Origin of the sequence: Salmonella enterica subsp. enterica serovar Typhimurium str. LT2, from assembly GCF_000006945.2 — a bacterium.
GTDB lineage: Bacteria > Pseudomonadota > Gammaproteobacteria > Enterobacterales > Enterobacteriaceae > Salmonella > Salmonella enterica.
In genome coordinates this window covers 1,736,545-1,763,226 of record NC_003197.2, presented here as the reverse complement: position 1 = coordinate 1,763,226, position 26,682 = coordinate 1,736,545, and the positions used below count along the sequence as shown (strand labels likewise).

Annotated in this window: 25 protein-coding genes, 1 pseudogene and 25 other annotated features; of the genes and pseudogenes, 14 read left to right on the top strand and 12 right to left on the bottom strand. The window is 50.2% G+C overall.

Going from position 1 to position 26,682, the window contains the following annotated elements; genetic code table 11:
- The first annotated feature begins 42 nt into the window (after positions 1–42).
- Positions 43–48: a ribosome-binding site (putative RBS for STM1669; RegulonDB:STMS1H001858), on the top strand.
- The 3 genes from STM1669 to STM1667 all read left to right on the top strand — a co-directional run bounded on the left by STM1669 (position 43) and on the right by STM1667 (position 3,540).
- Positions 43–2,033 (top strand): invasin-like protein; intimin gene (locus STM1669; RefSeq protein NP_460627.1). Within the gene, positions 51–2,033 belong to an annotated coding region; the region does not span the whole gene. (Overlaps the previous feature by 6 nt.)
- Before the next feature lie 14 nt (positions 2,034–2,047).
- Positions 2,048–2,053, top strand: a ribosome-binding site (putative RBS for STM1668; RegulonDB:STMS1H001857).
- Positions 2,048–2,884 (top strand): putative outer membrane or exported protein gene (locus tag STM1668; protein ID NP_460626.1). Within the gene, positions 2,054–2,884 belong to an annotated coding region; the region does not span the whole gene. Its footprint overlaps the feature before it by 6 nt.
- Positions 2,885–2,982: 98 nt before the next feature.
- Positions 2,983–3,540, top strand: a complete 558-nt coding sequence (locus STM1667; protein NP_460625.1) for a putative thiol peroxidase — start codon at positions 2,983–2,985, stop codon at positions 3,538–3,540.
- A 105-nt stretch (positions 3,541–3,645) separates the two neighbouring features.
- Here the strand turns inward: STM1667 and STM1666 are convergent.
- Both STM1666 and STM1665 read right to left on the bottom strand, forming a co-directional pair.
- Positions 3,646–3,984: pseudogene (locus STM1666) on the bottom strand (pseudogene; in-frame stop following codon 24).
- A gap of 27 nt (positions 3,985–4,011) precedes the next feature.
- Positions 4,012–4,705 (bottom strand): putative cytoplasmic protein gene (locus tag STM1665; RefSeq protein NP_460624.1). Within the gene, positions 4,012–4,698 belong to an annotated coding region; the region does not span the whole gene.
- Positions 4,700–4,705 (bottom strand) — a ribosome-binding site (putative RBS for STM1665; RegulonDB:STMS1H001855). It overlaps the preceding gene by 6 nt.
- Positions 4,706–4,741: 36 nt before the next feature.
- Between STM1665 and STM1664 the strand changes: the two genes are divergently transcribed.
- On the top strand, positions 4,742–5,344 hold the full coding sequence (locus STM1664) for a putative transcriptional regulator (protein ID NP_460623.1): 603 nt from the start codon (positions 4,742–4,744) through the stop codon (positions 5,342–5,344).
- Positions 5,345–5,429: 85 nt separating this feature from the next.
- On the opposite strand, the gene ynaI is transcribed toward STM1664, so the two are convergent.
- Positions 5,430–6,479 (bottom strand): putative integral membrane protein gene (gene ynaI, locus STM1663; RefSeq protein ID NP_460622.1). Within the gene, positions 5,430–6,461 belong to an annotated coding region; the region does not span the whole gene.
- Positions 6,474–6,479, bottom strand: a ribosome-binding site (putative RBS for ynaI; RegulonDB:STMS1H001854). (Overlaps the previous gene by 6 nt.)
- A 208-nt stretch (positions 6,480–6,687) precedes the next feature.
- Positions 6,688–6,693 (top strand) — a ribosome-binding site (putative RBS for ynaJ; RegulonDB:STMS1H001853).
- Between ynaI and ynaJ the strand changes: the two genes are divergently transcribed.
- Positions 6,688–6,954, top strand: a protein-coding gene (gene ynaJ, locus STM1662; RefSeq protein ID NP_460621.1) for a putative inner membrane protein. Within the gene, positions 6,700–6,954 belong to an annotated coding region; the region does not span the whole gene. (Overlaps the previous feature by 6 nt.)
- 54 nt (positions 6,955–7,008) lie before the next feature.
- Here the strand turns inward: ynaJ and ydaA are convergent.
- From ydaA to ogt, 3 genes are all read right to left on the bottom strand, one after another.
- Positions 7,009–7,969, bottom strand: a protein-coding gene (gene ydaA, locus STM1661; RefSeq protein ID NP_460620.1) for a putative universal stress protein. Within the gene, positions 7,009–7,956 belong to an annotated coding region; the region does not span the whole gene.
- Positions 7,964–7,969, bottom strand: a ribosome-binding site (putative RBS for ydaA; RegulonDB:STMS1H001852). Its footprint overlaps the gene before it by 6 nt.
- A gap of 137 nt (positions 7,970–8,106) precedes the next feature.
- Positions 8,107–8,954 (bottom strand): transcriptional regulator gene (fnr, locus tag STM1660; protein ID NP_460619.3). Within the gene, positions 8,107–8,901 belong to an annotated coding region; the region does not span the whole gene.
- Positions 8,919–8,927 (bottom strand) — a -10 signal (putative -10_signal for fnr; RegulonDB:STMLTH004496). (Overlaps the previous gene by 9 nt.)
- Positions 8,925–8,949: a protein binding site (putative binding site for FNR, RegulonDB: STMS1H000156), on the bottom strand. Its footprint overlaps the feature before it by 3 nt.
- Positions 8,946–8,954, bottom strand: a -35 signal (putative -35_signal for fnr; RegulonDB:STMLTH004496). (Overlaps the previous feature by 4 nt.)
- Before the next feature lie 44 nt (positions 8,955–8,998).
- Positions 8,999–9,021: a protein binding site (putative binding site for FNR, RegulonDB: STMS1H000155), on the bottom strand.
- Between the two features lie 33 nt (positions 9,022–9,054).
- Positions 9,055–9,578, bottom strand: a protein-coding gene (gene ogt, locus STM1659) for an O-6-alkylguanine-DNA (RefSeq protein NP_460618.1). Within the gene, positions 9,055–9,570 belong to an annotated coding region; the region does not span the whole gene.
- Positions 9,573–9,578, bottom strand: a ribosome-binding site (putative RBS for ogt; RegulonDB:STMS1H001851). Its footprint overlaps the gene before it by 6 nt.
- A 235-nt stretch (positions 9,579–9,813) precedes the next feature.
- Positions 9,814–9,819 (top strand) — a ribosome-binding site (putative RBS for ydaL; RegulonDB:STMS1H001850).
- On the opposite strand from ogt, the gene ydaL reads away from it, so the two are divergent.
- The 4 genes from ydaL to dbpA all read left to right on the top strand — a co-directional run bounded on the left by ydaL (position 9,814) and on the right by dbpA (position 14,945).
- The gene (ydaL, locus tag STM1658; protein ID NP_460617.1) for a putative Smr domain protein occupies positions 9,814–10,391 on the top strand. Within the gene, positions 9,828–10,391 belong to an annotated coding region; the region does not span the whole gene. It overlaps the preceding feature by 6 nt.
- Positions 10,392–10,796: 405 nt before the next feature.
- Positions 10,797–10,802, top strand: a ribosome-binding site (putative RBS for STM1657; RegulonDB:STMS1H001849).
- Positions 10,797–11,956, top strand: a protein-coding gene (locus STM1657; RefSeq protein NP_460616.1) for a putative methyl-accepting chemotaxis protein. Within the gene, positions 10,802–11,956 belong to an annotated coding region; the region does not span the whole gene. (Overlaps the previous feature by 6 nt.)
- A gap of 134 nt (positions 11,957–12,090) precedes the next feature.
- Positions 12,091–12,096 (top strand) — a ribosome-binding site (putative RBS for STM1656; RegulonDB:STMS1H001848).
- Positions 12,091–13,085, top strand: a protein-coding gene (locus STM1656; protein NP_460615.1) for a putative Zn transport protein. Within the gene, positions 12,102–13,085 belong to an annotated coding region; the region does not span the whole gene. Its footprint overlaps the feature before it by 6 nt.
- Before the next feature lie 486 nt (positions 13,086–13,571).
- Positions 13,572–14,945, top strand: coding sequence for an ATP-dependent RNA helicase (gene dbpA, locus STM1655; RefSeq protein ID NP_460614.1), 1,374 nt, complete (start codon positions 13,572–13,574; stop codon positions 14,943–14,945).
- 43 nt (positions 14,946–14,988) lie between these two features.
- Here dbpA and ydaO read toward each other — a convergent pair.
- The gene (ydaO, locus tag STM1654; protein ID NP_460613.1) for a putative ATPase occupies positions 14,989–15,937 on the bottom strand. Within the gene, positions 14,989–15,924 belong to an annotated coding region; the region does not span the whole gene.
- Positions 15,932–15,937, bottom strand: a ribosome-binding site (putative RBS for ydaO; RegulonDB:STMS1H001847). It overlaps the preceding gene by 6 nt.
- Before the next feature lie 325 nt (positions 15,938–16,262).
- Positions 16,263–16,268 (top strand) — a ribosome-binding site (putative RBS for STM1653; RegulonDB:STMS1H001846).
- Between ydaO and STM1653 the strand changes: the two genes are divergently transcribed.
- The gene (locus STM1653) for a putative membrane transporter of cations (RefSeq protein ID NP_460612.1) occupies positions 16,263–16,618 on the top strand. Within the gene, positions 16,280–16,618 belong to an annotated coding region; the region does not span the whole gene. Its footprint overlaps the feature before it by 6 nt.
- A 49-nt stretch (positions 16,619–16,667) precedes the next feature.
- Here STM1653 and ynaF read toward each other — a convergent pair.
- The 3 genes from ynaF to STM1650 form a co-directional block, all read right to left on the bottom strand.
- Positions 16,668–17,113 (bottom strand): putative universal stress protein gene (ynaF, locus tag STM1652; RefSeq protein ID NP_460611.1). Within the gene, positions 16,668–17,102 belong to an annotated coding region; the region does not span the whole gene.
- Positions 17,108–17,113 (bottom strand) — a ribosome-binding site (putative RBS for ynaF; RegulonDB:STMS1H001845). It overlaps the preceding gene by 6 nt.
- A gap of 470 nt (positions 17,114–17,583) precedes the next feature.
- The gene (gene nifJ, locus STM1651; protein NP_460610.1) for a putative pyruvate-flavodoxin oxidoreductase occupies positions 17,584–21,119 on the bottom strand. Within the gene, positions 17,584–21,108 belong to an annotated coding region; the region does not span the whole gene.
- Positions 21,114–21,119: a ribosome-binding site (putative RBS for nifJ; RegulonDB:STMS1H001844), on the bottom strand. Its footprint overlaps the gene before it by 6 nt.
- 49 nt (positions 21,120–21,168) lie before the next feature.
- Positions 21,169–21,473 (bottom strand): putative reverse transcriptase gene (locus STM1650; protein ID NP_460609.1). Within the gene, positions 21,169–21,468 belong to an annotated coding region; the region does not span the whole gene.
- Positions 21,468–21,473, bottom strand: a ribosome-binding site (putative RBS for STM1650; RegulonDB:STMS1H001843). It overlaps the preceding gene by 6 nt.
- A 15-nt stretch (positions 21,474–21,488) precedes the next feature.
- Positions 21,489–21,494 (top strand) — a ribosome-binding site (putative RBS for STM1649; RegulonDB:STMS1H001842).
- On the opposite strand from STM1650, the gene STM1649 reads away from it, so the two are divergent.
- Positions 21,489–21,650 (top strand): putative cytoplasmic protein gene (locus STM1649; protein ID NP_460608.3). Within the gene, positions 21,495–21,650 belong to an annotated coding region; the region does not span the whole gene. It overlaps the preceding feature by 6 nt.
- A gap of 43 nt (positions 21,651–21,693) precedes the next feature.
- Here the strand turns inward: STM1649 and hslJ are convergent.
- Both hslJ and ldhA read right to left on the bottom strand, forming a co-directional pair.
- The gene (gene hslJ / locus STM1648; protein NP_460607.1) for a heat shock protein hslJ occupies positions 21,694–22,114 on the bottom strand. Within the gene, positions 21,694–22,104 belong to an annotated coding region; the region does not span the whole gene.
- Positions 22,109–22,114, bottom strand: a ribosome-binding site (putative RBS for hslJ; RegulonDB:STMS1H001841). It overlaps the preceding gene by 6 nt.
- Before the next feature lie 100 nt (positions 22,115–22,214).
- The gene (ldhA, locus tag STM1647; RefSeq protein NP_460606.1) for an NAD-dependent fermentative D-lactate dehydrogenase occupies positions 22,215–23,218 on the bottom strand. Within the gene, positions 22,215–23,204 belong to an annotated coding region; the region does not span the whole gene.
- Positions 23,213–23,218: a ribosome-binding site (putative RBS for ldhA; RegulonDB:STMS1H001840), on the bottom strand. (Overlaps the previous gene by 6 nt.)
- 208 nt (positions 23,219–23,426) lie before the next feature.
- Positions 23,427–23,432, top strand: a ribosome-binding site (putative RBS for ydbH; RegulonDB:STMS1H001839).
- Between ldhA and ydbH the strand changes: the two genes are divergently transcribed.
- From ydbH to ydbL, 3 genes are all read left to right on the top strand, one after another.
- Positions 23,427–26,080, top strand: a protein-coding gene (ydbH, locus tag STM1646) for a putative periplasmic protein (protein ID NP_460605.1). Within the gene, positions 23,444–26,080 belong to an annotated coding region; the region does not span the whole gene. Its footprint overlaps the feature before it by 6 nt.
- Positions 26,069–26,074, top strand: a ribosome-binding site (putative RBS for ynbE; RegulonDB:STMS1H001838). Its footprint overlaps the gene before it by 6 nt.
- Positions 26,069–26,271 (top strand): putative outer membrane lipoprotein gene (gene ynbE / locus STM1645; RefSeq protein ID NP_460604.1). Within the gene, positions 26,080–26,271 belong to an annotated coding region; the region does not span the whole gene. The genes ydbH and ynbE overlap by 12 nt, the downstream gene beginning before the upstream one ends.
- Positions 26,270–26,275: a ribosome-binding site (putative RBS for ydbL; RegulonDB:STMS1H001837), on the top strand. It overlaps the preceding gene by 2 nt.
- The gene (gene ydbL / locus STM1644; protein ID NP_460603.1) for a putative periplasmic protein occupies positions 26,270–26,602 on the top strand. Within the gene, positions 26,279–26,602 belong to an annotated coding region; the region does not span the whole gene. It overlaps the preceding feature by 6 nt. Before ynbE ends, ydbL begins: the two co-directional genes overlap by 2 nt.
- The last annotated feature ends 80 nt before the right edge of the window (positions 26,603–26,682 follow it).

Below are 26,682 nucleotides of genomic sequence, written 5' to 3'. Positions count from 1 at the left end.
ATTTAAATACTCCCTCTGCCAGGCAGGGGGATATAGCAGGAGACAATACAGTGGTTTTTTCTAAAAAACCCATTACTAAATATATAACCTGGGCCATTGTTACCAGTCAGATTCCACTGCCGGTCATTGCTGATAGCGATAATGAAATTCAGTCGTGGATTGCGGGGACGGCATCGTCTATTTCTCCGCATCTGCAGGAGGGGACGCTGGAGGATTATGCCAAAGGAAAAATAAAGGCGTTACCAGGGCAGGCCGCTAATCATCTGGTGAACGAGGGGATAAAGAGCGCTTTTCCGGAGATTATTTTCCGTGGTGGCGTCAATCTTGAAGATGGCGCGAAATATCGCTCATCAGAGTTCGATATGTTTATTCCCGTCCAGGAAACAACATCGTCTTTACTCTTTGGTCAGCTTGGCTTTCGCGACCACGACAACAGCAGTTTCGATGGCCGCACCTATGTTAACGTTGGTATGGGTTACCGCCAGGAGGTCAATGGATGGCTGCTCGGCGTCAATACGTTTCTGGATGCCGACATCCGTTATTCCCACTTGCGTGGCGGCATTGGCGGGGAAGTCTATAAAGACAGTCTGGCCTTTTCCGGCAACTATTATTTCCCTCTCACCGGCTGGAAAATGTCAGCAGCGCATGAATTACATGATGAGCGTCCGGCATATGGCTTTGATCTGCGAACAAAAGGCACGCTCCCCGATTTTCCCTGGTTCAGTGGAGAGCTGACATATGAACAGTATTACGGGGATAAAGTTGATCTATTGGGTAACGGTACATTAAGCCGGAATCCCCGCGCCGCAGGTGCGGCTCTGGTCTGGAATCCTGTCCCCTTGCTTGAGGTCAGAGCAGGATATCGGGACGCCGGTAACGGCGGCTCGCAGGCAGAGGGCGGTCTGAGAGTCAATTATTCCTTCGGTACGCCGTTACATGAACAGCTTGATTACCGCAACGTTGGGGCGCCGTCGAATACGACTAACCGGCGTGCCTTTGTTGATCGTAATTACGATATCGTCATGGCGTATCGGGAGCAGGCCAGCAAAATCCGCATTACGGCAATGCCGGTGTCAGGCCTGTCCGGGACGCTGGTGACATTAATGGCGACGGTAGATAGCCGTTACCCGGTTGAGAAGGTTGAGTGGTCGGGTGATGCGGAGCTTCTCGCCGGACTCCAGCTTCAGGGGAGTCTGGGCAGCGGCCTTATCCTTCCACAACTTCCGCTGACGGCGACCGACGGTCAGGAGTATAGCCTTTATTTAACGGTGACTGACAGCCGGGGTACTCGCGTGACCTCCGAGCGTATCCCGGTAAGGGTGACACAGGATGAGACCAGTTTCCGTTCCTGGATAAATGTTATCAATGACGATGTTCAGGTTGAGGACGGCAACTTTGTCATCAATACGCCGCTTCCTGCCGGAGAAGAGGGGAAGGTTATTGAGTGGCACTACGTGCGCGAGCGTTCTGAAGAGGAGTGGGCGTCGCTCAAACCACGTCATATTAAGTATCAATCAGATACGCCGGGTCTGGCATTTAAAGCGCTCGGTGGTACAGAGCGTGACGGCCATTGGGTTGAACGGGTTCTGGTGACCCATATCGGCGATGATGCCCGCTCGCTCAAATTACATATTGAAGCAAGCGGACCAGACGATAAACATCCGGTGAAGGGTACCGTACTACTACAAGCGCAGTCAGACAGTATTGCGCAGAAGGTCACTTCTGTGGAGGTGCTTTTTACGCCGGGTACTGAAGAGGCCAACGGAAGCGTTACTGCGCCAGTCGTCGGAACAGAAATGCGAGCCAGAACGCTTTGTGTAAATAACACGGACTGTACTGATGCGTTTAATTATCAGTGGGAAATCTCGGATGAAATGAAATCCTGGCAATCCGTACCGGGTGCGACAAAGGCCACCTGGCTTCTTCCTTATAGTCTTAATGGGGAATCGCTTCAGAATAAATATATCCGCGTCAGAATTATTTCTGATAAGGGAAATGCTAAGGGTAATACCGCAACCTCTGATGCGAATTAATGTTTTAAAAAGGATCAACAGTGCGTATGTCGAAACATAATCTTATTATCTATAGCCTGCTTCTGGCGGCTGCGCCGATAAGCGTCTTGGCGGATTCGTCGACAACGTCCGCGGCAACCGTCGGGATGTTTTCTCCTCCTACGGCGCCGAGCGTTGGGCACAGGCCTGGAACACCTCGCGATAGCTACGAATTGCAGTTTAATGGACTTGGCTTTTTTATTGAAAAGTATACACCTTTTCCGGGAATGACTATTGCGAGGAATGCCAGAAATGTAGGCATCAGAGATCCGGATAATAACTATCAGTCTGCGGAAACTTTTACTACAGTATGTACGTATTATCAGATCAATAAAGATAACTCTCAGCATATACTTAAACGAGAAAAGCCATGTGAGCATAAATTTAATATCCAAAAGGAACATCGGGGTTCAAAGATTAAACTAGAAATTTATAATGAAACGGATATGGCTTCAGCGTCAGGGTACACGCCTGTGCCATCGGTATCTGAGTTCCAGTATATTGAAACAGAAACTATATCTAATACGCCAAGCCCAGATTTAACAGTTATGAGTATAGATAAGTCTGTATTATCGCCGGGTGAAAGTGCCACCATCACAACTATTGTTAAGGATATCGACGGGAATCCTGTAAATGAAGTTCACATTAATAAGACTGTAGCGCGTGAAAATTTAAAAGGCTTATGGGATTATGGCCCTCTTAAGAAAGAAAATGTTCCAGGTAAATATACACAAGTTATAACCTATCGTGGGCATAGTAATGAACGTATTGACATATCTTTTAAATATGCAATGAGTTTCACGAAAGAAATTTCCATCAGAGGAAGACTATAAAACTATATTAATTATTATGTCTAATATAATTCTTTTTATCACCATCATCTTATTATGGATGTTCACCTGGTTTTTTAGCGGATTGCTAAATAATTATTATGGCTAAAATAATACAAATGTTAAAAGGAGAAGTTTTTATGACGCCAACAACAACACAGGATTATATCTCATTGGGTCAGGAACACGCTGTCACCTTTGGCAAAACGCAACTGACCCTCAAACCCGGTATACTGGCTGAAGGCGAACCATTACCCTGCACAAAGGGGCTGGTGAGCCATAATTTATTACCGGGTTACTGTATCCCGGGGATAAAAAAGCAGATTATTGTCGTTCCGTCACTGGATACGCCAGTTTGTGAATGGCAGGTAAAAGACTATAGTGACCGCCTTAAATCAGCGGGTAGCCACTCAACCCGGGCGGTATATGTGCTGAGTATGGATACGCCATTTGCTCAGGCCCGTTTTATTCGGGAACATGATATTCATCCCGGCATAATTTTTGTTTCTGACTACGCTTGCCGCCAGTTTTTGGATAATTCCGGGCTGAAAATTAATGAGCTCAGTATTTTTGCCAGAGCGTTGATAGAGTGCGATGAAAACAATGTGGTTACGCGTGTTAGTGTACCACGAGATATCACTCATCTTCCTGTTTACTAATCACTTATATCAGCACCGCCCCTGCACAGAGAACCGAATAACCGGCAATGCAGGGGCGCAGGCATTCTCTTGTGTGCCCTCACATTTAATATATATACTATTGCATTACGCATAAGGAACTGAAAATGATGCCAGCGGATGGGGCAGGTTAACGTTATGGCACCCCTGAATTTCTGCAATAATCGTCTGGTAACCGGAAAGCCACTTATGACTTTGTGATTTGGCCTGCTGGTGCTGTAAATTATTTATCAATAGCTCCATTGATTCGCGGGTCTGCCAGTAATAATTGTTAACTATTCTTCCGCTGGCGGCATCGGTATAGCTTTCCATCCCAATATAGCCATCAACAGACTGCGTATAGCGCTCAATTCAGCCATCCAGTTGATAAAACTCTTCGTCGTACTCTTTTTTTTCGAAAATAAAACTTGTCAGAAACAGCGACATGGTATTTCTCCTGTTACGCAATATCAATCAAACACCTATCAACGTGGATTCAAAACGTAAACCTGGCATCATTTTTTCAAGGCCGTCAGTCAGCATGTTTCCTGCCGCGTACAATTCATCAACCGGCATTTCCGGCAAGCTTTCAAGGATAAACCACATCGCTTTATCTGAAGCGCTTAGTCGGGTACGTACTCCCTGACGCCAGTTCCAGCGCCGACAGGTGACGCCTCTGTCATCGCGCCAGATAACTTCGCCCGGTTCTGGCGACTCGGTGGCGGGCTGTCCTTCTTTCAGAGTATCAAATGTTTCACTACCGTCTGCGAAAACCAGCCGCGGCGATCCACAATAAGCCGCGCTATTTTCGCCGCCTACCGGTACGGCATAGCGCAGGCTCACCGCGTTATAAAGATCAACGACCGGATCCAGCGCCGCCATTGTTCCATCCTTCAACACGCGTTTTCGTAGCGCTTCAGCCGAGCAGGGGGTGCGCTTTGGTTTTGCGCCGAATGCTTTAAGCACCGTATTCCAGGCGTCTATATGCGCCTGTGCCCACGCCGGTTGGCCGTTAATTACGGCCTGACAGGCCTCTTTTAGCGCGATTTCTCCGACCTGCGCATCGCGAATCGGAGCGGCAATAACATTAATACTTAATGCACGAAAGCCGGGAGCGATACGGGCCAGTTCCGGGCTGATTGACGGTAACATAGAAGACATCGCATAATCCTGTAATGACTATTTTATTCTATGATATCGACCAATGACCAAAAAAGTCAACTTATCGACCACGGCGGGCGCCGACGTCAGCACAATAAATGAAGCTGTTTCCCAACGTATCAAACAATTTCGTAGCCAAAAAAAGATGTCGCTGGATGAGCTTGCGCGGCGTTCCGGCGTCAGTAAAGGAATGCTGGTGGAAATTGAAGGCTGTAAAGCCAATCCAAGCATTGCGCTGTTATGTAAGATCGCGGCGGCAATGGGAGTGTCCGTGGCGGATGTTGTCAACGTCGCCAGCGAGCCGATGGTCCATCTTATCGACCGGGATGCTATTCCGGTGTTGTGGCGCGGCGAGAAAGGCGGCAGCGCAAAACTGATGGCGGGAACCAGCGGGCCGGATATGCTGGAACTCTGGCAATGGATAATGCATCCTGGTGAACAGTTTGAATCGGCAGGGCATCCGGCAGACACCTGTGAATTACTGTTTGTTAATCAGGGAACACTGACATTAACAGTCGACGGTAGACGCTTTATTATTCGGGAGGGCTGCTCCGCTGTAGCCAGAACCGACATGCCTCATGCCTACGTTAACGACACTAATGAGGTGCTTGAATTTACCATGACGGTGAATGAAAAGAGCCGTTGATCACCGTAAGGAAGGCGCTAACAACCCGCCATCCGGACAGGGAAGCCTCGGTGCCCGATAACACTTATCGGGCACCGGCTATCTTTTATTTTGTCGCAGGCGCGGCCTCCGGGTCATCGATATAGAGCGTCTGGCTTGGGAAGGCGAAGTCAGCGCCGTTTTCCTGGACAATCGCAATAATTTTCAGGTAAACATCCTGCTGTACGGCAAGCCATTCCTGCCATACTGTTGTTTTGGTAAAGCAATACACCATAATATTCAGCGAAGAGTCGGCGAATTCATTAAAATAGACCAACAGCGTCTGTTTCTGATCGATATCTCTGTGCGCCTGCAACATGTTTCTGATAGCGTCAACAATGAGGCCAATTTTGTCGGCATCTTCGTAACGTAACCCAATAACCGTTTTTATTCGACGGTTGGTCATCCGTCCCGGATTCTCAACGCTAATGGATGAAAAGACGGAATTAGGCACGTACAACGGGCGGTGGTCGAATGTGTTAATTCGCGTAATTCGCCAGCCGATTTCGGCGACCGTACCTTCGATATTTCTGTCAGGAGAACGAATCCAGTCTCCGATACTGAAGGGGCGATCGAAATAGAGCATAATACCGGAGAAAAAATTGCTCAGGACATCTTTGCCCGCCATACCAACAGCGATACCGCCGATACCGCCAAAGGTCAGCAGACCGGACAGACTCATGCCAAAATGTTCGCCATACAGTAAGACAATCGCGACAATAATGGTTATTTTTATGACCCGTGCCAGAATACGGGTACTGGTGACATCTCTACCTTTATTGACCTGTGCTTTTTCAAATTGGTTAATAATCAGGAAAAGTTTTATCGTCAGAATAAGCGCAATGAGCGAGGTGCAGATAAAATCAATGACCCCGGAAGAGATAAAACGCAAATTATAATCTTCAATAGCATTATTCAGGATGCTCCCGATGGTCCCAATAATAATTGCATAAATAAAAAACTGTGCCGCATGGAACGTGAATCCTTTCTTCCACTGTACGTTACGGCTGAGCCAAAATCTCACGACCAGCAACGCCATACCGCAACTGAAAAGTATCGCCAGATTAAATGCGTTTTTGAGAAAAAATTCAGTGAACATTATTGTTTTCCGCTCCTTCCTACGATAACAGCTCAGAATGACCTGATTAACAGGTATTTTACCCAGGATAAACGCGTAGATCATCGATAAGTAAAAAGAAGAAATAGTGCTATCAGCTTTAATCTCAGCGGTTTACTTTTTATGTAAATACAATGTCACGTTTTATAGAGCAGACATCGCGCGATTGTCATGGTATTGTTGCTATCAGGTAAAAAAGTCATCTGTAAAGGACAATACTATGATCATGATGAAGCTGAAATCGGCGAAGGGGAAAAAATTTCTGTTATGCCTGCTGGCAGTGTTTATCGTTGCGGCATCGGTGGTAACGCGCGCGACTATCGGCGGTGTGATTGAGCAGTATCATATTCCACTGTCCGAGTGGACAAGCTCTATGTATGCCATTCAGTCGGCAATGATTTTCGTTTACAGTCTGGTGTTCACTATTCTGCTGGCGATTCCTTTGGGGATCTATTTCCTCGGCGGAGATGAGTAACAGGAATAGGGTATTGGCCGGATGGCAGCGCCATCCGGCAGGACGCAAGAGGGATTAATCGTCCTCGTCGTCCAGTTCAACCGGTGTTTGATACTCATCAGGCTTAATGACTAACAGGTCGCAGCGCAGATGGTCAATGACCTGTTCGGCCGTGTTCCCCAGAAACGCGGCTGAGAGTCCGGTACGTCCAACGGTGCCAAGCACAACGATCCCCGCCTGGAGGTGTTCGGCAAGATCCGGGATAACTTCTTCAGGCAAGCCTTTTTCTACATGCGTAACTTTTTCATCGATGCTGAATTTCTGGCGCAGCGCTTTCATCGCCAGTAAATGCTGGCCTCTGATGGCGTCGTTATACACGCTGGGATCAAATTCCGGCAGCTCAATGGCGATATTGATTGGCGTAACGGGGTAGGCGCCGACCAGGTGCACTTCGGTATGATTAACCTGCTCCGCCAATTGTAAGGTCTCTTTTACCAGCTTTTCGTTGAGAGCATTGTGATAGGGCTCTTCGCTTGCCAGGTTCACGGCGACCAGGGCTTTGCCGCCCTCTGGCCACGGCTGATCTTTGACCATCCACACGGGGCTTGGGCATTTACGCAGCAAATGCCAGTCGGTAGGGGTAAAAATGACCGCTTCCAGTCGATCGTGCTGATGCGCCATTTTTAACACCAGATCGTGACTGCCGGCGATAACCTCCTGGATGATGGCCTCAAAGGGACGATTGTGCCAGACCACTTTAATTTCAATGGGGACACCGGCTTCAAGATAATATTTCGCCTGCTCACGTATCCAGGCTGTGCGTTGACTTATTACGCCCTGACGCATTGCGGTGCGTTCGTCAGGAGAAAGCAGGGTGGTCATCTCATACGAGAAATCGTAAATAGGCAGGAAAGCTTTAATTTTGCCGCCAATCCGTTGATGCAAATAAACTGCTCGCCGTAATGCGGGTTGGTCGTCCTGATTGGGATCGATGACCACCAGCATATTTTGATACATAGCCATACAGGGTCTCCTTACAACTGTCATCGCAGTTTGTAACTAAAGAGTAACTCAAATATGGTGAATGAAACAGAGGAAGCGCTTCTGCCAGATCAATAAATGAGAAAAATTTAACGATATGGCAGAAGATAACATCAATGGTTTAGCTGACGTTTAAGCGACGTTGCGGGTATGACCGGCGAGGGCCGCCAGCGCATCGCTGTTTTCAATAGTAATATACTTACCTTTCACCGCCAGCATACCGCTTTTCTGGAAACGCCCCAGCAGACGGCTAATGGTTTCGACCGTTAAGCCCAGATAGTTGCCGATATCGCCACGGGTCATCGTCAGGCGGAATTCACGCGGTGAAAAACCACGCTGCGCAAAGCGGCGGGACAGGTTGTAAATAAACGCGGCCAGACGTTCTTCGGCGTTTTTCTTCGACAATAACAGGATCATATCCTGATCGCCTTTAATTTCACCGCTCATCAGACGCATCATTTGCTGACGCAGGTTAGGCATTTTGCCGGACAGGTCATCCAGCGTCTCAAAGGGGATTTCACATACCATTGAGGTTTCCAGCGCCTGTGCAAAGCTCGGATGATGACCGCTGCCAATGGCGTCAAAACCCACCAGGTCGCCTGCTAAATGGAATCCAGTAATCTGCTCATCGCCTTGCTCGGTAATGGTGTAGCTCTTAATCGTTCCGGAGCGGATAGCATAGAGCGATTTCAGTTCATCACCTGCTTTAAACAGAGTTTGCCCTTTCTGAATGGGCTTTTTGCGCTCGATGATATTATCAAGCTGATCAAGCTCATGCTCGTTAAGTGTGAACGGGATGCAAAGCTGGCTGATACTGCAATCCTGGCAATGGATAGCACAACCGCCAGACTGAATGCGCCGTATAATTCGCTTTTCCGGGATCATAGGTCTGCTCAAGCCGTAATTGATATTTGTCAATTTTAACATCTTTTTGGTGAGCGCGTAAGTCTGAGCTATCCCGGAGAAGGAATAATTCAAGTATAAGTTTGATGAATATTTTTATCTATTTGAAAACACGTAATTTATTTGTTGTTGCTTTACATAAAAGTGTGACCGATAAGGCACTTTTTGCCTGTATATTCATAATAAAAGATAGCCTTCATGGCGTAATAGCCACTCTTTTCGCTGCACGCCGCCTGCGTATCCGGTCAGAGTGCCGTTACGCCCGATGACGCGATGGCAGGGAACAACAATACTGATGGGGTTAGCACCATTCGCAGCACCGACTGCGCGTGCGGCGCCCGGTCGTCCCAGTTGCGCCGCCAGTTGACCATAGTGCATCACCTGCCCGCAGGGGATAGCGCGCAATGCCTGCCATACTTCCCGTTGAAAAGGTGTGCCCCCCGTGGCGGTTTCCAGGGTATCAATTACGGCGAGATTGCCTGCAAAATAATCTGCAAGCTTATCGCTGAGTCCACCGGGGTTAGTCGCAGAAACGCGTTCATAGCCTTCGTGACGGTAGTGGATATTTAGCAGTTGCTCCATACGATCGCGGTACTGTTCCCACTCAATGGCCCGCAGTCGAAACTGCTCATCGCAAACCACCCATAACGGTCCTAATGGCGTGGCTATCTTCTCTTCAAGTAATCTCAGCATCCGTTCTCTCACATCGTCTTAATCTAACGTAAGAGACAAGATATCATGCCAGGAATACCCGCAACCATACTCCTTAAAAGATAGTCAGGGATAACACATTTAGCGACAGTAATATCGTAGTCGGAGAAAAAGAGAGCCTGGCGAGGCGGTTAATTGCCTGACATTGTCGCTGTTATTGGAAATAACTGTAAACCGTTGTCGGTATAACAGGGCACGGTTATGATAACGGCAGTCGCAAAAACGCTGGAGGATGAACCATGAACCTTGACGATAAAGCGCTGTTTCTTGACGCCATGGAGGATGTCCAGCCGCTGAAACGCCATACTGATGTACACTGGCAGCCAACGCGTAATCTTAAAACGCCCCAGCGTATCGACACGCTTCAGCTTGATAATTTCCTGACGACGGGCTTTCTGGATATTCTGCCTCTGAATGAACCGCTGGAATTTCGTCGGGAAGGATTGCAGCAGGGTGTCATCGACAAGTTACGCAGTGGGAAATACCCTCAGCAGGCCAGCCTCAATTTGTTACGCCAGCCGGTCGAAACGTGCCGAAAAATGCTGTTTCGTTTTATCCTGGAGGCGCAGAAAGAGGGGTTGCGTAATGTCCTGATCATTCATGGTAAAGGGCGAGAGGCGAAGTCGCATGCCAATATCGTCCGAAGCTATGTGGCCCGCTGGTTGACAGAGTTTGAAGATGTACAGGCTTATTGTTCGGCGCTGCCGCACCATGGCGGCGGCGGGGCATGTTATGTCGCGTTACGTAAAACAGTGCAGGCTAAACAGGATAACTGGGAGCGCCATGCGAAGCGTAGTCGGTAAATCGTTGCCGCTGGCGGACAGGACCGCCAGCGCAAGCTCGCGCGAACCCGATTTTATGCCTGATATAACGCCTCATCCAAACGCTCAGGATTCTGCAAGAGAACGGGCGATAACGCTGTCCGCGGTAATAACACGGAGAAACAGTCATTCGCTTATTTAAGCGTCTATTAAAATATACTGGCTTTCGACTTAACTATTAAGCAGAAAATGGTGATAAGTACATCACTTGTCAATATGGATGGATGAATATCCTGGCATAGCGAATATAGATGATTTTATCTGTTGCACTAAGGGAAATGGCGATGGTCTGGTATTGAATATGGAGAATGTCACAGAAACGAATGGCAATAGGTATCTGAAATGCTATAAAAATAAAACCTGTCTCCTATCCTGGTTGTAGGCCGTCAAAAATGTTGAGAAATATCAGCGTCAGGACATGCATTATTCTATTCATGGTATGTGCGTTTCTTTTGGTGGATACTTTACAAATAGCTTTTCTGCACGATCTCCCTATTTTAATTACGTGTAATATCATTTATCTGATCTCGGCATTACTGCTTTGGTGGTATATGACCTGCTATCTGGTAGTGCCGATTAATACCGTGAAGAAAAGTATTGAAGAGGTCGCAGCAGGAAACTTGTCTATTCATATCTCCGAATTTGGCAATAATTGCGCCGGGCGACTCATCCCCGGTATTAATAGCCTGTCGGAGAATATTTCCGCGTTGGTACGTGAAATCAGATCCTCTTCGCAAACGGCAATGACCCTTTCCGAACAACTGGCGGCGCGCAGTCTGTCGCTATCCGTAAAGACGGAACAGCAGTCGGCCTCGTTAATTCAAACTGCCGCCAGTATAGATGAAATGGCGGCGAGTACCAAAAACAATGCGGATAATACCCGAATGGCGAGCATACAGGCGGATTGTGCAACCCAATGCGCCCGTAAAGGCGGTGAATTAATGGTGCGGGTTACAGAAAATATGCGTTCTATTACCGACTGTGCCTCGCAGATGACGGAGATTATTTCATTGATTGACGGTATCGCATTCCAGACTAATATTCTGGCGCTTAACGCGGCGGTAGAGGCTGCACGGGCGGGCGATCATGGAAAAGGTTTCTCCGTGGTGGCCGGGGAAGTGCGTAATCTGGCGCATCGTAGCGCCGAGGCGGCAAAAAGTATCAAGGCGCTGATCGACGTTACGCATGACAATGTGCGGCAGGGGGCCGCCATAGTGCAGGAGGCTGAAAAAAATATGCAGGAGATTGTTGGCGGCTCCGGGCAATTAAACGTGCTGATGAGTGAAATTTCCACCACCACGCGGGAGCAGGAAAAAGGCATTAACCAGATAACCCTGGCGTTGAGCGATCTGGAAAGCGCAACCCATAGCAATGTCTTAATGGTTGAAGCGCTATCTGCTTCTTCGGATGTTTTAAAGGCGCAGGTGATCGAGTTACAGACTAAAACCGACAAATTTCGTTTAAGCCAGCCGGGTTACAGTGAACATGCGCTGTCGCACTCTCATGTATCATCTCTTTCGACCATCACCAGGCGCGGCCAGGCCTGATAATACATGTTTGGTAAGCGCCTGTTGCTAAGGCGCTTTTTTCGCACGTTCCCGTCATTCTTTTTGCGCAATGAGAAAATGAGAGATTGCTTAACCTTTCCCGAAAGCTAGACTAACGGCATGAGAGTTGTAACGTGGAGGCGCTGTGGAAGCCATTAAGGGATCGGATGTGAACGTGCCGGATGCCGTTTTCGCATGGCTACTGGATGGTCGTGGTGGAGTAAAACCGCTCGAAGATAATGATGTGATCGATAGTCAGCATCCCTGTTGGCTACATCTTAATTATACCCACCCGGACAGCGCCCGCTGGTTGGCTTCAACGCCTTTACTCCCCAATAACGTGCGTGATGCGCTGGCTGGTGAAAGCTCGCGCCCGCGCGTAAGTCGTATGGGGGAAGGGACGCTCATTACGCTGCGCTGTATTAATGGCAGTACTGACGAACGCCCGGATCAATTAGTGGCAATGCGTTTATATATGGACGAGCGATTCATTGTGTCTACCCGTCAGCGAAAGGTTCTGGCGCTGGACGATGTGGTCAGTGATTTGCAGGAGGGCACCGGGCCCGTAGATTGCGGCGGCTGGTTAGTGGATGTGTGCGATGCGTTAACCGATCACGCCAGTGAATTTATTGAAGAGCTACACGATAAAATTATCGATCTGGAAGATAATCTTCTCGACCAGCAAATCCCACCGCGCGGTTTCCTCGCATTGCTACGTAAACAGCTAATTGTTATGCGCCGCTATATGGCGCCGCAGCGCGACGTCTATGCCCGGCTTGCGAGTGAACGGCTGCCGTGGATGAGCGACGATCACCGGCGCAGAATGCAGGATATCGCCGACAGGCTGGGAAGGGGGTTGGATGAAATTGACGCTTGTATCGCGCGTACTGGCATCATGGCGGATGAAATTGCCCAGGTGATGCAGGAGTCTCTGGCGCGCAGAACTTATACCATGTCGCTTATGGCGATGGTTTTTCTGCCCAGCACCTTCTTAACGGGGTTATTTGGCGTTAACCTGGGCGGTATTCCCGGCGGCGGATGGCGGTTCGGCTTTTCTCTGTTTTGTATTCTGTTAGTTGTCCTGATCGGTGGTGTTACTTTATGGTTGCATCGCAGTAAATGGTTGTAACAAAAGCGCTTTTCAGACCATTTCGGGTGAAAAAACGCCGAGAAATTTGAGCGAAGTCAATAAACCATCTACCTATTCGGGGCAATATCTCTCTCGCAGGTGAATGCAACGTCAAGCGATGGGCGTTGCGCTCCATATTGTCTTACTTCCTTTTTTGAATTACTGCATAGCACAATTGATTCGTACGACGCCGACTTAGATTAGTCGGCTTTTTTTTGCCTGTAGACTATCTGCGTCTACCCTTTAAGAGTCTGAATGACATTCTGGAGGGTAATATGAGCTGTCTTTTGACCTTATTATATCTACACTCGTCCTTGTCGGACCCGATTCCCACTGACCCTGTTCCCATTCCTGAGCCGCTTCCCCGTCCTCAGCCGATGCCCGACCCGCCGCCGGACGAAGAACCGATTAAAATGTCGCATCAAACGCCCGGATCTGCGAGGATACGCGCCTGCTGACTATGAGTCGTTACCGCGAGAGTAAATTGTGACCACTTTTTCAACCCTGAATGTTTTGCCCGCCGCCCAGCTCAATAACCTTACTGAGCTGGGCTATCTTGAGATGACGCCTGTTCAGGCCGCAGCATTACCCGTCATTCTGGCGGGTAATGATGTGCGTGTGCAGGCCAGGACCGGTAGCGGCAAAACGGCGGCGTTTGGTCTTGGGCTCTTGCATCGAATTGACGTCACTCTGTTCCAGACACAGGCATTAGTGCTGTGCCCGACGCGGGAGCTGGCGGATCAGGTTGCCGGAGAGTTACGTCGCCTGGCCCGTTTTCTGCCAAATACCAAAATTCTGACCTTGTGTGGCGGGCAACCCTTTGGCGCACAGCGCGACTCGCTTCAGCACGCTCCGCATATCATTGTCGCGACGCCGGGGCGCCTGCTGGATCATTTACAAAAAGAAACCGTATCGCTGGATGCGCTGCATATTCTGGTAATGGATGAAGCAGACCGAATGCTGGACATGGGATTCAGTGACGCCATTGATGAGGTGATCCGCTTTGCGCCTGCGACGCGCCAGACGTTATTGTTTTCAGCAACCTGGCCTGAGGCCATCGCGGCGATTAGCGGTCGTGTACAGCAGCAGCCAATACGTATTGAAATCGATACGGTAGATGCGCTACCGGCTATCGAACAACAGTTCTTCGAAACGTCTGCGCATGAAAAAATTTCGCTGCTACAAACGTTGCTTAGCCAGCATCAGCCAGCGTCCTGCGTGGTATTTTGCAATACCAAAAAAGATTGTCAGGCCGTTTGTGATGCGCTTAATGCGGTAGGACAAAGCGCGTTGGCGCTCCACGGCGATCTGGAACAACGCGACCGCGACCAGACGTTGGTGCGTTTTGCAAATGGCAGCGCGCGCATTCTGGTTGCCACCGACGTTGCCGCGCGAGGGTTAGACATTAAATCGCTCGAACTGGTGGTTAACTATGAACTGGCCTGGGACCCGGAGGTGCATGTCCATCGTATTGGCCGTACGGCGCGCGCGGGAAGCAGCGGCCTGGCGATCAGTTTCTGCGCGCCGGAAGAGGCGCAGCGGGCGAATATTCTTTCAGAAATGCTGCAACTCAAGCTGAACTGGCTGAATGCGCCCGCCCGGCAGCCGTTACTCCCTCTGGCCGCAGAGATGGCTACCCTATGCATTGACGGCGGCAAAAAAGCGAAAATGCGTCCGGGAGATATTTTGGGCGCGCTGACCGGCGATATTGGATTAGACGGGGCGGATATTGGCAAAATTAACGTGCATCCAATGCACGTTTACGTCGCCGTACGTCAAGCAGTAGCGCAAAAAGCCTGGAAGCAGTTGCAAAACGGGAAGATCAAAGGCAAGTCATGCCGGGTACGGCTATTAAAATGATCGATAGCATGGCGTCTCAGCGGAGTGCTGAGACGCCTGCAGATTATTTCACTTCGATAACATCAAGCCGCAACGCCTCTAAGGCGGTGTCATCTTCTTCCGGCTGCCAGCCAGCGGGCTGCAAGGGAATCTCTTCACGATCGAACGCTAAATCGCCGCCGTCGACGACCTCGGAACCGTGAGTGATTCCTTTGAAATCGAACAGGTTAGTGTCACAAAGGTGAGACGGCACGACATTCTGCATGGCGCTAAACATCGTCTCGATCCGTCCAGGATAGCGCTTATCCCAGTCGCGTAGCATGTCGGCAATCACCTGGCGTTGCAGGTTTGGTTGCGAACCGCACAGATTACAAGGAATGATAGGGAAGGCTTTGGCCTCAGCAAAACGGATAATATCTTTCTCGCGGCAGTAAGCCAGCGGGCGGATCACGATATGTTTGCCGTCATCGCTCATCAGCTTCGGCGGCATCCCTTTCATTTTTCCGCCATAGAACATATTCAGAAACAGGGTTTGCAGAATATCGTCGCGGTGGTGGCCCAGGGCGATTTTGGTCGCGCCCAGTTCAGTCGCCGTACGATACAGGATACCCCGACGCAAACGCGAGCACAGCGAGCAGGTGGTTTTTCCTTCCGGAATCTTCTCTTTCACAATGCCGTAGGTGTTTTCTTCGACGATTTTATATTCTACGCCCAGCTGCTCAAGGTAGGCTGGCAGGATATGTTCCGGGAAACCTGGCTGCTTTTGATCGAGGTTGACGGCGACCAGTGAAAAATTGATCGGGGCGCTTTGCTGCAAATTACGTAAAATTTCCAGCATCGTATAGCTATCTTTGCCGCCAGAAAGGCAAACCATAATGCGATCGCCTTCTTCAATCATATTAAAATCGGCAATCGCTTCGCCAACGTTACGGCGCAGGCGCTTTTGCAACTTGTTGAGGTTGTATTGCTCTTTCTTTGTATTCTTTTGAATTTCTTGCATTATTTCAGTTCTCTGGTACTAAATGGGGCAAATTGGGGGCAAACTTTGCAATTACGATAACCGCGCATTCAACATCGCTACTTGTTCGTCGTTCATGTCATCAATCCACATACCGTAAATTTCATACACCATCTGCGCAGTTTCATGCCCCATTTGGCTGGCGATAAATGCCGGGTTCGCTCCTGCCGTCAACAGCCAGCAGGCAAAAGTATGTCGCGTATGGTACGGATTACGGCGACGAATGCCAGCACGTTTTTATGGCAAGATATGCAATGGTTCAAAAGCGTCTTTATTCTGTCATCCGTATTACTTAAGATATCATCACGACCCGAAAAATATTGGAACGAAGAGATGTATGACTAAAGAAGCTGTAATCTTTCTATTTATCGCCATCGTGGTAGAAGTTATCGCCACGATCTCATTAAAATTATCAGATAGTTTTACGCGTCTGGTACCGAGCCTCGTTACTATCATCGGATATTGTATTGCGTTCTGGTGTCTTACCATCCCAATGCGAACCATCCCTGCGGGTATCATTTATGCCATTTGGTCTGGGGTAGGGATTGTTCTTATTGGATTGATAGGATGGTTGTTTCTTGGCCAAAAACTGGATGTGCCGGCTATTATTGGCATGTTGCTTATCATCTGCGGCGTAATCGTAATCAATCTGTTTTCAAAAAGTGTCAGTCACTAGGCGATGATGATTGATTTGAGCCCGCACTCTCTTATGCGGGCTCGGGTATTTAGCGTACCACCAGTACGGAGCATTCCGCATGACGCACAACGGCTGCGGCGTTGGAACCCAACAGATAGGTAGTAATATCCGGGCGATGCGAGGCGATAATCACCATATCGGCCGGTAATTTTTTTGCCATTTCCAGAATCTTATCTTTAGGAGAGCCTTCTGCAACGTGCGCCTGCACGCGGTCCGCGGGAAGGTTGAATTTCTTGATAATCGCTTCCAGTTGAGATTTGGCTTCGGCTTTCAAATCGTCCATTGCGGGAAGCTCTGCTGAATAAGCCAGTCCCAGTGAAGCGTAATAGGGCAAAGACGGGATTACAGTCAAAAAGTGCACTTTAGCGTCGTCAATCTTTGCTTCAGCTTCAACATGCGAAATCACGCGTTGAGTTAATTCTGAATCTGAAATATCGATGGGTACAAGAATCGTTCTGTTCATAAAACCTCCTGTTTAAGTATCCACTGAAATTCTACTCCCTAAAGGCACTTTATGTACAATGACATACGTCACATTTTAGGTGCTGCTCCACGATACTCTGCGGGGACTACCTACAGGGGAGGGCGACGTAATATTACGCGTATTCCACGTAAATAATCAGCGAGTTGACGTTAAAACGTTATTTCTGCCTTGTCAGGAAAGACCTAAAAAGAGATGTTACCGTTTAATTCAATAATTAATGAAATAATTCGCAGTGAAATAGATATAATTTATACGAATGCTTTTGGGGGTATTATACAAAATAAAAATTATACAATATCATTCGGTTACGATATTCTACGCCTGTTATATGCCTTTATTGTCACATATTCATTTTGTCGCTGGGCCATTGCGTTAACCTTTGCTTTCCAGCGTATAAATTGACAAGCCCGAACGGATGTTCGGGCTTTTTTTGTTTCCAGGTTAATCCTTAGAATATTTTTTAATCTGCGCCGGGTTTTTCCGCTTTTCCTGCCAGCAAGGCAAGAAAGTCATAGCGTTTTTGCAAATCCAATGCGGCATCTCGCCATAATTGTTCAGCTACTTCAGGCTGTTGCGCATTCAGGCGACGGAAACGCTGTTCATTAAGCAACGTTTCCGCCAGGGCATCAGACGGTGGCCGAGAGTCCAGAGCCAGCGGCGGCTTGCCTTCATCCGCACGGCGGGGATCAAAGCGGTATAACGGCCAGAAACCGGTCGCCGTTAACTGGCGCATCTGGTCATGGCTTAGCGCCAGATCGTAGCCATGTTCTTCACAGGGGCTATAGGCAATGATCAGCGACGGTCCTGGCCAGGCTTCGGCCTCCTGGATGGCTTTCACCGTCTGGTTTAACTGCGCGCCCAGCGAGATTTGCGCGACATAAACATGACCATACATCATCATGCTGACACCAAGATCTTTACGGGCTTTACGCTTGCCATGTTCGCCAAACTTAGTGACGGCGCCAAGCGGCGTCGCCTTCGACGCCTGGCCGCCAGTATTGGAGTAACACTGCGTATCCAGAACCAGAATATTGACATTCTCCGTCAGGCTTAACACATGGTCTAAACCGCCAAAGCCGATGTCGTATGCCCAACCATCGCCGCCAATCAGCCAGATTGATTTTTCTACCAGCGCATCAGCATCCTTTAACAGTTCCTCTGCGCCCGCAACCGATTTCAGATGTTGGCGTAATGCGGCGACCTGCTCACGCCGAACGTCAGGCGTTGCTTCGGCATGCAGCGCATCGTTTAATTCCGCCGGGATGCGATCGGCGAATTGCGCCAGTAAACGCATGACGCGCGCCCGGTGCTGATCCACGCTCAGACGGAAACCGAGACCAAATTCCGCGTTATCTTCAAATAACGAATTCGCCCATGCCGGGCCGCGTCCGTTGGCATCGGTGGTATAAGGCGTTGAGGGTAAGTTACCGCCGTAAATAGAGGAACACCCCGTGGCGTTAGCGATTAACATTCTGTCGCCATATAACTGAGTCAGCAGTTTAATATACGGCGTTTCGCCGCAGCCGGAACAGGCGCCGGAATATTCAAACAGCGGCGTAATGAGCTGCGATGTGCGGATATCAATTCGTTCCAGTTTGCTGCGTTCGATTTCCGGTAAGTCGAGGAAGAAGTCATAATTCACTTTCTCTTCTTCCACATGCTCAAGGCGTGACATCATGTTAATCGCCTTAATCTGTGGATCTTGCCGATCTTTAGCCGGGCAGACCTCTACGCATAAATTACAGCCAGTACAGTCTTCCGGCGCGACCTGCAGCACATATTTCTGGCCGCGCATATCGCGGGACTTCACGTCCAGCGAATGCAGACTGGCTGGCGCGTTCTCCATCGCCTGCGGGGAAACGACTTTCGCACGAATTGCCGAGTGAGGGCAGGCAGCGACGCAGTGATTACATTGTGTACACAGTTCCTCTTTCCAGACAGGAATCTCTTCGGCGATATTGCGTTTTTCCCAGCGGGTGGTGCCCATTGGCCATGTTCCGTCCGGCGGCAGGGCGGAAACAGGCAGTGCGTCGCCGAGGCCCGCCAACATGGCGGCGGTAACGGTTTTCACGAAATCCGGCGCGGCGTCGGAGACGACCGGCGGGCGATGCGCGCTATGCGGATTAACCGCCTGCAACGGCACTTCCGCCAGCGATTCCTGCGCCAGAGCCAATGCCTGCCAGTTACGCTCAACCAGATCCTGTCCTTTGCTGCTATAGCTTTTGGCAATCGCGCCCTGCAGCTCAACCAGGGCGCTATCGCCCGGAAGAATATGCGTCAGGTGGAAGAAAGCCATTTGCATGACGGTATTGATGCGGGCGCCAAGTCCACATTCGCGGGCGATTTTCGCCGCGTTAACCACGTAAAAACGCGCCTTTTTCTGATTCAACACCGCCTGAACTTCTTGCGGCAGACGCGACCAGACCTCGTCGGCGCTGTACGGCGTATTAAGCAGAAAGATACCGCCGGGCTTTAGACGCTCCGCCATCTGATATTTATCGATAAACTGTAATTGGTGGCAGCCGACAAAATCCGCCTGAGCAATTAAGTAAGCGGAACGAATGGGTTTCTCGCTGACGCGCAGGTGCGATACCGTGAGCCCGCCAGCTTTTTTAGAGTCATAAACGAAATAACCTTGCGCATACCACGGTGTAGAATTACCGATAATTTTAATATTATTTTTCGTGGCGGATACGCTGCCGTCGCTTCCCAGACCGTAAAATAACGCTTCAAGTTTAGCGCTGCCGGGCAGGGTATTTTCCGGTAATGGCAGCGAGAGGTTAGTAACGTCATCATAAATGCCCACCGTAAACCGTGGCTTGGGTTTCGCACGGCTGAGTTCATTAAAGACCGCCAGTACGCACGCCGGGCCGAACTCTTTGGATGATAGCCCATAACGGCCGCCAATGGTGCGCGGCAACGTTTCGCGCTCGCCATTATTAAAGGCCTCCGCCAGTGCGGTCATCACGTCCAGATAAAGCGGCTCGGCCTGGGCGCCAGGCTCTTTGGTGCGATCCAGCACGGCGATAGCGCGAACGGTTTCCGGTAATGCCTGTAACAAATGTTTGGCGGAGAAGGGGCGGAACAGACGGACTTTCAGAACGCCGACCTTTTCTCCGCGTATCAGTAGCTCGTCCACGACCTCTTCGCAGGTGCCGAGGGCGGAGCCCATCATTATGATGACGCGTTCAGCCTGGGGATGGCCATAATATTCAAATGGCTGGTACTGACGGCCCGTAGCGTCGCCAAATGCCTTCATCGCCTCTTCAACATGATCATAAACGGCGTTGTACCACGGGTTGGTCGCTTCGCGAGACTGGAAGTAGGTGTCCGGATTCGCTGAAGTTCCACGAATCACCGGATGTTCCGGATTCAGCGCGCGGGCGCGGTGAGCGTCGATCTCCGCCTGCGGCATCAGGTTCAGAATGGTTTCATTCGTTAGCGGTATAATTTTGTTGATTTCATGCGATGTACGGAAGCCATCAAAAAAATGAATAAACGGAACGCGGCTTTTCAGCGTAGCCCTGTGTGCGATCAGCGCAAAATCCTGCGCTTCCTGAACGCTGGCGGCGCATAACATCGCGCAGCCTGTCTGGCGGACCGCCATCACATCGGAATGGTCGCCAAAAATAGAAAGCGCGTGTGTGGCGACAGTGCGCGCGGCAACGTGCAGTACAAACGGCGTGAGCTGCCCCGCCAGTTTATACAGCGTTGGAATCATCAGCAGCAGCCCCTGCGATGATGTAAATGACGTAGAAAGCGAACCGGTTTGTAACGCACCGTGAACGGCGGCGATCGCGCCGCCTTCCGACTGCATCTCTACCACACGCGGCGTATCGCCCCAGACATTTTTAAGCCCATTGCCGGCCCAGGCATCCGCTTGTTCAGCCATTGTTGAACTGGGCGTAATCGGGTAAATGGCGATAACCTCGCTGGTACGGAACGCCACCGACGCTACTGCGCCATTACCGTCAATTGTTTGCATATGACACCCTTACATTGCGCAAAAAAGAGGGACACGCATAATCGTGAGCGCATCCTGTAGTTATCCTTTTATTTTAGCAAAGCCCTTCAAGCCCCATTTTCGCTTTTGTGTCCCTGGCGGGAGGAGAATGGCGATTTCTTGCCGAAAAGACGTAAAAAATTGCCAATAAATGTTAATGAAGCGCATAAATGCGCGCTTTGCCTCTCGACGCGTCAGTTTCTGCTGCCTATTATTTAGGGCGGTGTCGTTTGGATGAATAAACAGAGGGGAGAGAAATGCGCGCAGCGTTTTGGGTGGGATGTGCCGCGTTATTATTGTCGGCTTGCAGTAGCGAACCTGTTCAGCAGGCAACCGCGGCACATGTTTCGCCAGGGATGAAAGCGGCGATGTCCAGCGCCGGCGAAGCGAATTGCGCTATGATTGGCGGTTCGCTTTCAGCGGCCCGGCAGCTTGATGGTTCAGTAATTGGTATGTGCGCGCTACCCAACGGCAAACGTTGTAGCGAACAGTCGCTTGCCGCCGGAAGCTGCGGGAGTTATTAAGCGCGGCGTTTCGCCTGACGCGTATAACTTTTCACTTAATGGCTTAGTGCGCTAAATCCGCCAGTTTATACATTAGCGTTGTTTCTGCCGTCGCCAGCGTTAATTGGTTCGCGGTTAAATCGACCTGCGCGCCCTTGCTGAAGAGCTCGCTGAGGGTGCCGTCCAGCGCGTTAAGCTGTGGATCTGCGCACATCATTCGGGTCATCGCTAAATTTTTCACTTTTAATTCGCCGTCCGACAGTTTTCCTTCGCCGGTGAATTGATTGCACATTTTGCCGGATACCGTCATGTCCTCGCCAAAGCTGAGCTCCGGGCCGGTGACCGTTTTACCGTTTACGCTTTCCAGAACAAAGCGGTGGTGCTCCAGTTGCTCGCGTTTGACGGACACTTTTCCACTGCTCACACACCCTGTCATTATGATGCTCAGGGCGACCAGCGTGACGATTTTCTTCATTGATATTCTCTGTAATCTGATAGTTAACACTGACTATAGTAATGATATGACCGGATAGATCTTCAGGGGTTATCCGAAAATGCTCCCCTGAGCGCAGGGGAGCGACAGGATTAGAACAGCGCGTTCGGGCAGGCTTCGCCCTTCTCAAGCTGGCTTAAGTTTTGTAACGTGGTTTCAGAGATGCTGATCAGCGCTTCTGCGGTCAGGAATGCCTGGTGCCCCGTAAACAGTACGTTATGGCAGGCCGACAGACGGCGGAAAACATCATCCTGGATAACATCGTTTGACTTATCTTCAAAGAACAGGTCGCGTTCGTTTTCATACACATCCATCCCCAGCGAGCCGATTTTCTGATTCTTCAGAGCTTCGATAGCCGCCTGGGAATCAATCAGCGCGCCACGACTGGTATTAATGACCATAACGCCATTTTTCATTTGATCGAATGCCGCATGGTTCAGCAAATGGTAGTTTTCCGGCGTGAGCGGGCAGTGCAGGGAAATGACATCCGATTCGGCAAACAACGTTTGCAGATCCACATACTCGACGCCGAGGTCAAGCGCGGCGGTGCTGGGATAGGGATCAAACGCCAGTAAACGCATTCCAAAGCCTTTCAGGATACGCAGCGCGGCGACGCCGATTTTACCGGTACCGATGACGCCAGCGGTCTTTCCGTGCATGGTAAAGCCGGTCAGCCCCTCAAGGGAAAAGTTAGCGTCGCGGGTGCGTTGATAAGCGCGGTGAATACGGCGGTTCAATGTCATCATCATGCCAATCGCATGTTCAGCGACGGCTTCCGGAGAATAAGCCGGCACGCGGACCACCTGCAAACCGAGCTCTTTAGCGGCATCCAGGTCGACATTATTAAATCCGGCGCAACGCAGCGCGATGTATTTCACGCCGTGTTTTTTCAGCTCTTCCAGTACCGGTCGGCTCCCGTCGTCATTCACGAAGATACAAACTGCTTCACATCCATTGGCGGTTTTCGCCGTTTTCTCGGTTAGCAGAAAATCAAAAAACTCCAGTTCAAAACCGAACGCTTCGTTCACTTGCTGTAGATATTTCTTGTCATACTGTTTGGTACTATAGACGGCGAGTTTCATATGACCTTCTCCAGTGATGTTTGAATCACACAAATATGCTTAAAATTATCTTACAAAAAATCAAAAATAATTGATAGTCATACATATAATGAATAATTTTAGGTTATCATTCTCCACAACGCCTCAAATAGCCGGAGGGCGCCCCTGCAACATGAACTATTAGGCTATGTACGGGCAATCATGCCAAAATAAAGAGATAGCCGACTGAATTTTTCGTTAAATCAGGAAATTAATGGCCCATGAAGGGTAAATATAAAGCCGCCCTTGCGCTACTGTTACTGCTGATTCTTATCCCTCTGACGCTACTGATGACCCTCGGGCTGTGGGTTCCCACTCTGGCGGGAATTTGGCTACCCGTCGGTACCCGTATCGCTCTGGAACAAAGTCCACGCCTGACACGTCATGGGTTAGTGATTCCCGATCTTCGCTATCTGGTCAATGATTGTTCGTTAGCGCATATTACCCAGGCGGAACTGACGCATCCCAGCCGTTGGTTGCTGAATATTAAAAGCCTTAAACTGGATGCCGCGTGCCTGGCGAAACTGCCCGCTACGGAAGCTTCTCCCGCCGCGCCGCGTACGCTGGCGCAGTGGCAGTCAATGCTGCCCAATACCTGGATTAACATCGATAATGTCATTCTCGCGCCCTGGCCGGAATGGCAGGGCAAGCTGGCGATCTCCATGACGCCGGTCATTCAGCAGATACGTTATCAGGGCGAAAAAGTAAAATTTCAAGGGCAGCTACGCGGTCAGGCATTGACGGTGAGCCAACTGGAGATCGCCGCGCTGGCCAACCAGCCTCCCGTTAGCCTGGCGGGGGAATTTGTGTTGCCGCTGGTACCGGATGGCCTGCCGGTCAGCGGTCATGCGGCAGCGACCTTGCGTCTGCCGCAGGAACCGTCGCTGGTGGATGCGGAACTGGAGTGGCGTGATAACGCCGGACAGCTCATCGTGATGGCGCGAGGTAATCCTGACCCGATTCTCGATCTCCCCTGGGCGGTAACGCGTCAGCGGCTTACCATCAGCGATGGCCGCTGGAACTGGCCATATCAGGGATTCCCCTTGAGCGGACGTCTGGCTTTTAATATCGATAACTGGCAAGCCGGGCCGGATAATGCGCAAGTCAGTGGACGCCTGAATATTCTGACCCAGGGCGATGCCGGTAAAGCGAACGCTGTACTGACTATCGGCCCGGGAAAACTCAGCATGGATAGCAGTGAGATGCCTCTACAGCTTACCGGCGAGGCTAAACAGAAGGATTTAATCTTTTATGCCGTATTGCCCGCTATGTTCCGCGGCAGTCTGGCCGATCCGCAGCTCACCTTTGCACCTGGCGCATTGCTACGCTCGCGCGGGCGGGTGATTGATGCGTTAGATATTGATGAAATTCGTTGGCCGCTGGCGGGCGTTAAGGTGACGCCGCGCGGCGTTGATGGCCGATTACAGGCTATTTTACGGGCGCACGAAAATGAGATGGGCGATTTCGTTCTTCATCTTGATGGCCTGGCCAATGATTTTCTCCCTGATGCTGGTCGCTGGCGGTGGCGCTATTGGGGGCAAGGAAGCTTTACGCCAATGCGCGCCCACTGGGATATTGCCGGACAGGGCGAATGGCATGATAACACCATCAGGTTGACCAGTTTGTCCACCGGTTTTGATCAGTTGCACTATGGCGCAATGACCGTCACATCGCCAAGACTGGCGCTGAATAAACCTATTGTCTGGGTTCGCGACGCCACAACGCCGTCGCTACAGGGCGCGCTGTCTCTGGTGGCGGGGAAAACCGTATTTACCAGTGGGAGCGTGCTGCCGCCTTCTACCCTTAATTTTAGCGTTGAAGGGCGAGAGCCAACCCTGTTCCAGTTTAAAGGCGACCTTCGGGCGGGGGCGATAGGGCCGGTACGGCTGAATGGGCGCTGGGATGGCGAACGCCTTCGTGGACAGGCCTGGTGGCCGAAGCAGTCGCTTATCGTTTTCCAGCCGTTGCTTCCACCGGACTGGAAAATGACGCTGCGCGAAGGCTCACTGTATGCGCAGGTGGCTTTTTCCGCTGCGCAGGGGCAGGGATTTGAAGCAGGTGGACACGGCGTGTTAAAAGGCGGCAGCGCCTGGATGCCTGATAACAAAATCAACGGCGTCGATTTCATTCTGCCATTTCGCTTCCACAACGGCGCGTGGCAATTGGGGACGCGCGGGCCCATCTCGCTGCGTATCGCCGGGATAGTTAACCAGGTCACGGCGAAAAATATCACCGCTGATTTACAGGGCGGTTATCCCTGGAGCGAGTCGAATCCATTACTGCTAAGCGATGTCAGCGTAGACGTGCTGGGCGGTCAAATCATTATGAAACAGTTGCGAATGCCGCAGCACGACCCGGCGCTTTTGCGGGTGCAAAATATTTCATCCAGCGAATTGATTAGCGCCATAAATCCAAAGCAATTCGCCATGTCTGGTCCGGTCAGCGGCGCGCTGCCGCTGTGGCTGAACAATGAAAAATGGATAATCAAAGATGGCTGGCTTACGAATCCTGGGCCAATGACGTTGCGTATCGATAAAGATACTGCGGATGCGGTGGTGAAGGATAATGTCACGGCAGGCTCGGCGATCAACTGGCTACGTTATATGGAGATTACGCATTCGTGGACGAAAATTAACGTTGATAACCTGGGCGTACTAACGATGCAGGCGGCTATTACCGGCAAAAGCCGGGTAGATGGTAAAACCGCGATCGTTAACTTGAACTATACCCATGAAGAAAATGTGTTTACGCTGTGGCGCAGTTTGCGTTTTGGCGACAATTTACAGGCATGGCTTGAACAAAATACAGCGTTGCCGCAACCTCCTTGCCGGAAAGACAAGGACTGTGAGGATAAATAATGAAAATGAGTATTGCCATGCTGTCAGCGCTTGCGTCATTTATCGTGGTGGGGTGCACGCCACGTATTGAAGTCGCCGCGCCGGAACAGCCGATTACCATCAACATGAATGTAAAGATCGAGCATGAAATACATATCAAAGTCGATAAAGACGTTGAAGAACTCCTGAAATCACGCAGCGATCTATTCTGAGGCCATAATGAAAAAGTATTTAATACTATGGGTGCTGACGCTGAGCTTGCTCACACCTTCTGTGTGGGCCTTAACCCTGGACGAAGCGCGCACGCAGGGCCGGGTCGGGGAAACGCTGAATGGCTATCTGGTGGCCTTAAAGAATGATGCCGAAACCCAGAAACTGGTGCTTGATATTAATCATGCCCGCCGCGCCAGTTATCAGCAGTTAGCGGATAGCAATCATCTTCCCGTGGACGAGGTGGCGAAGATGGCAGGGCAAAAACTGGTTGAGCGCGCCAGGCCGGGAGAATATGTCCAGGGAATTAATGGCAAATGGATGCGTAAATAACCGCTTCCCGACAATTTTTTTACCGCAAAATGCATTTTTATATGGGTAATTTCTGAATACGAAGGTCGTATTTACATTAG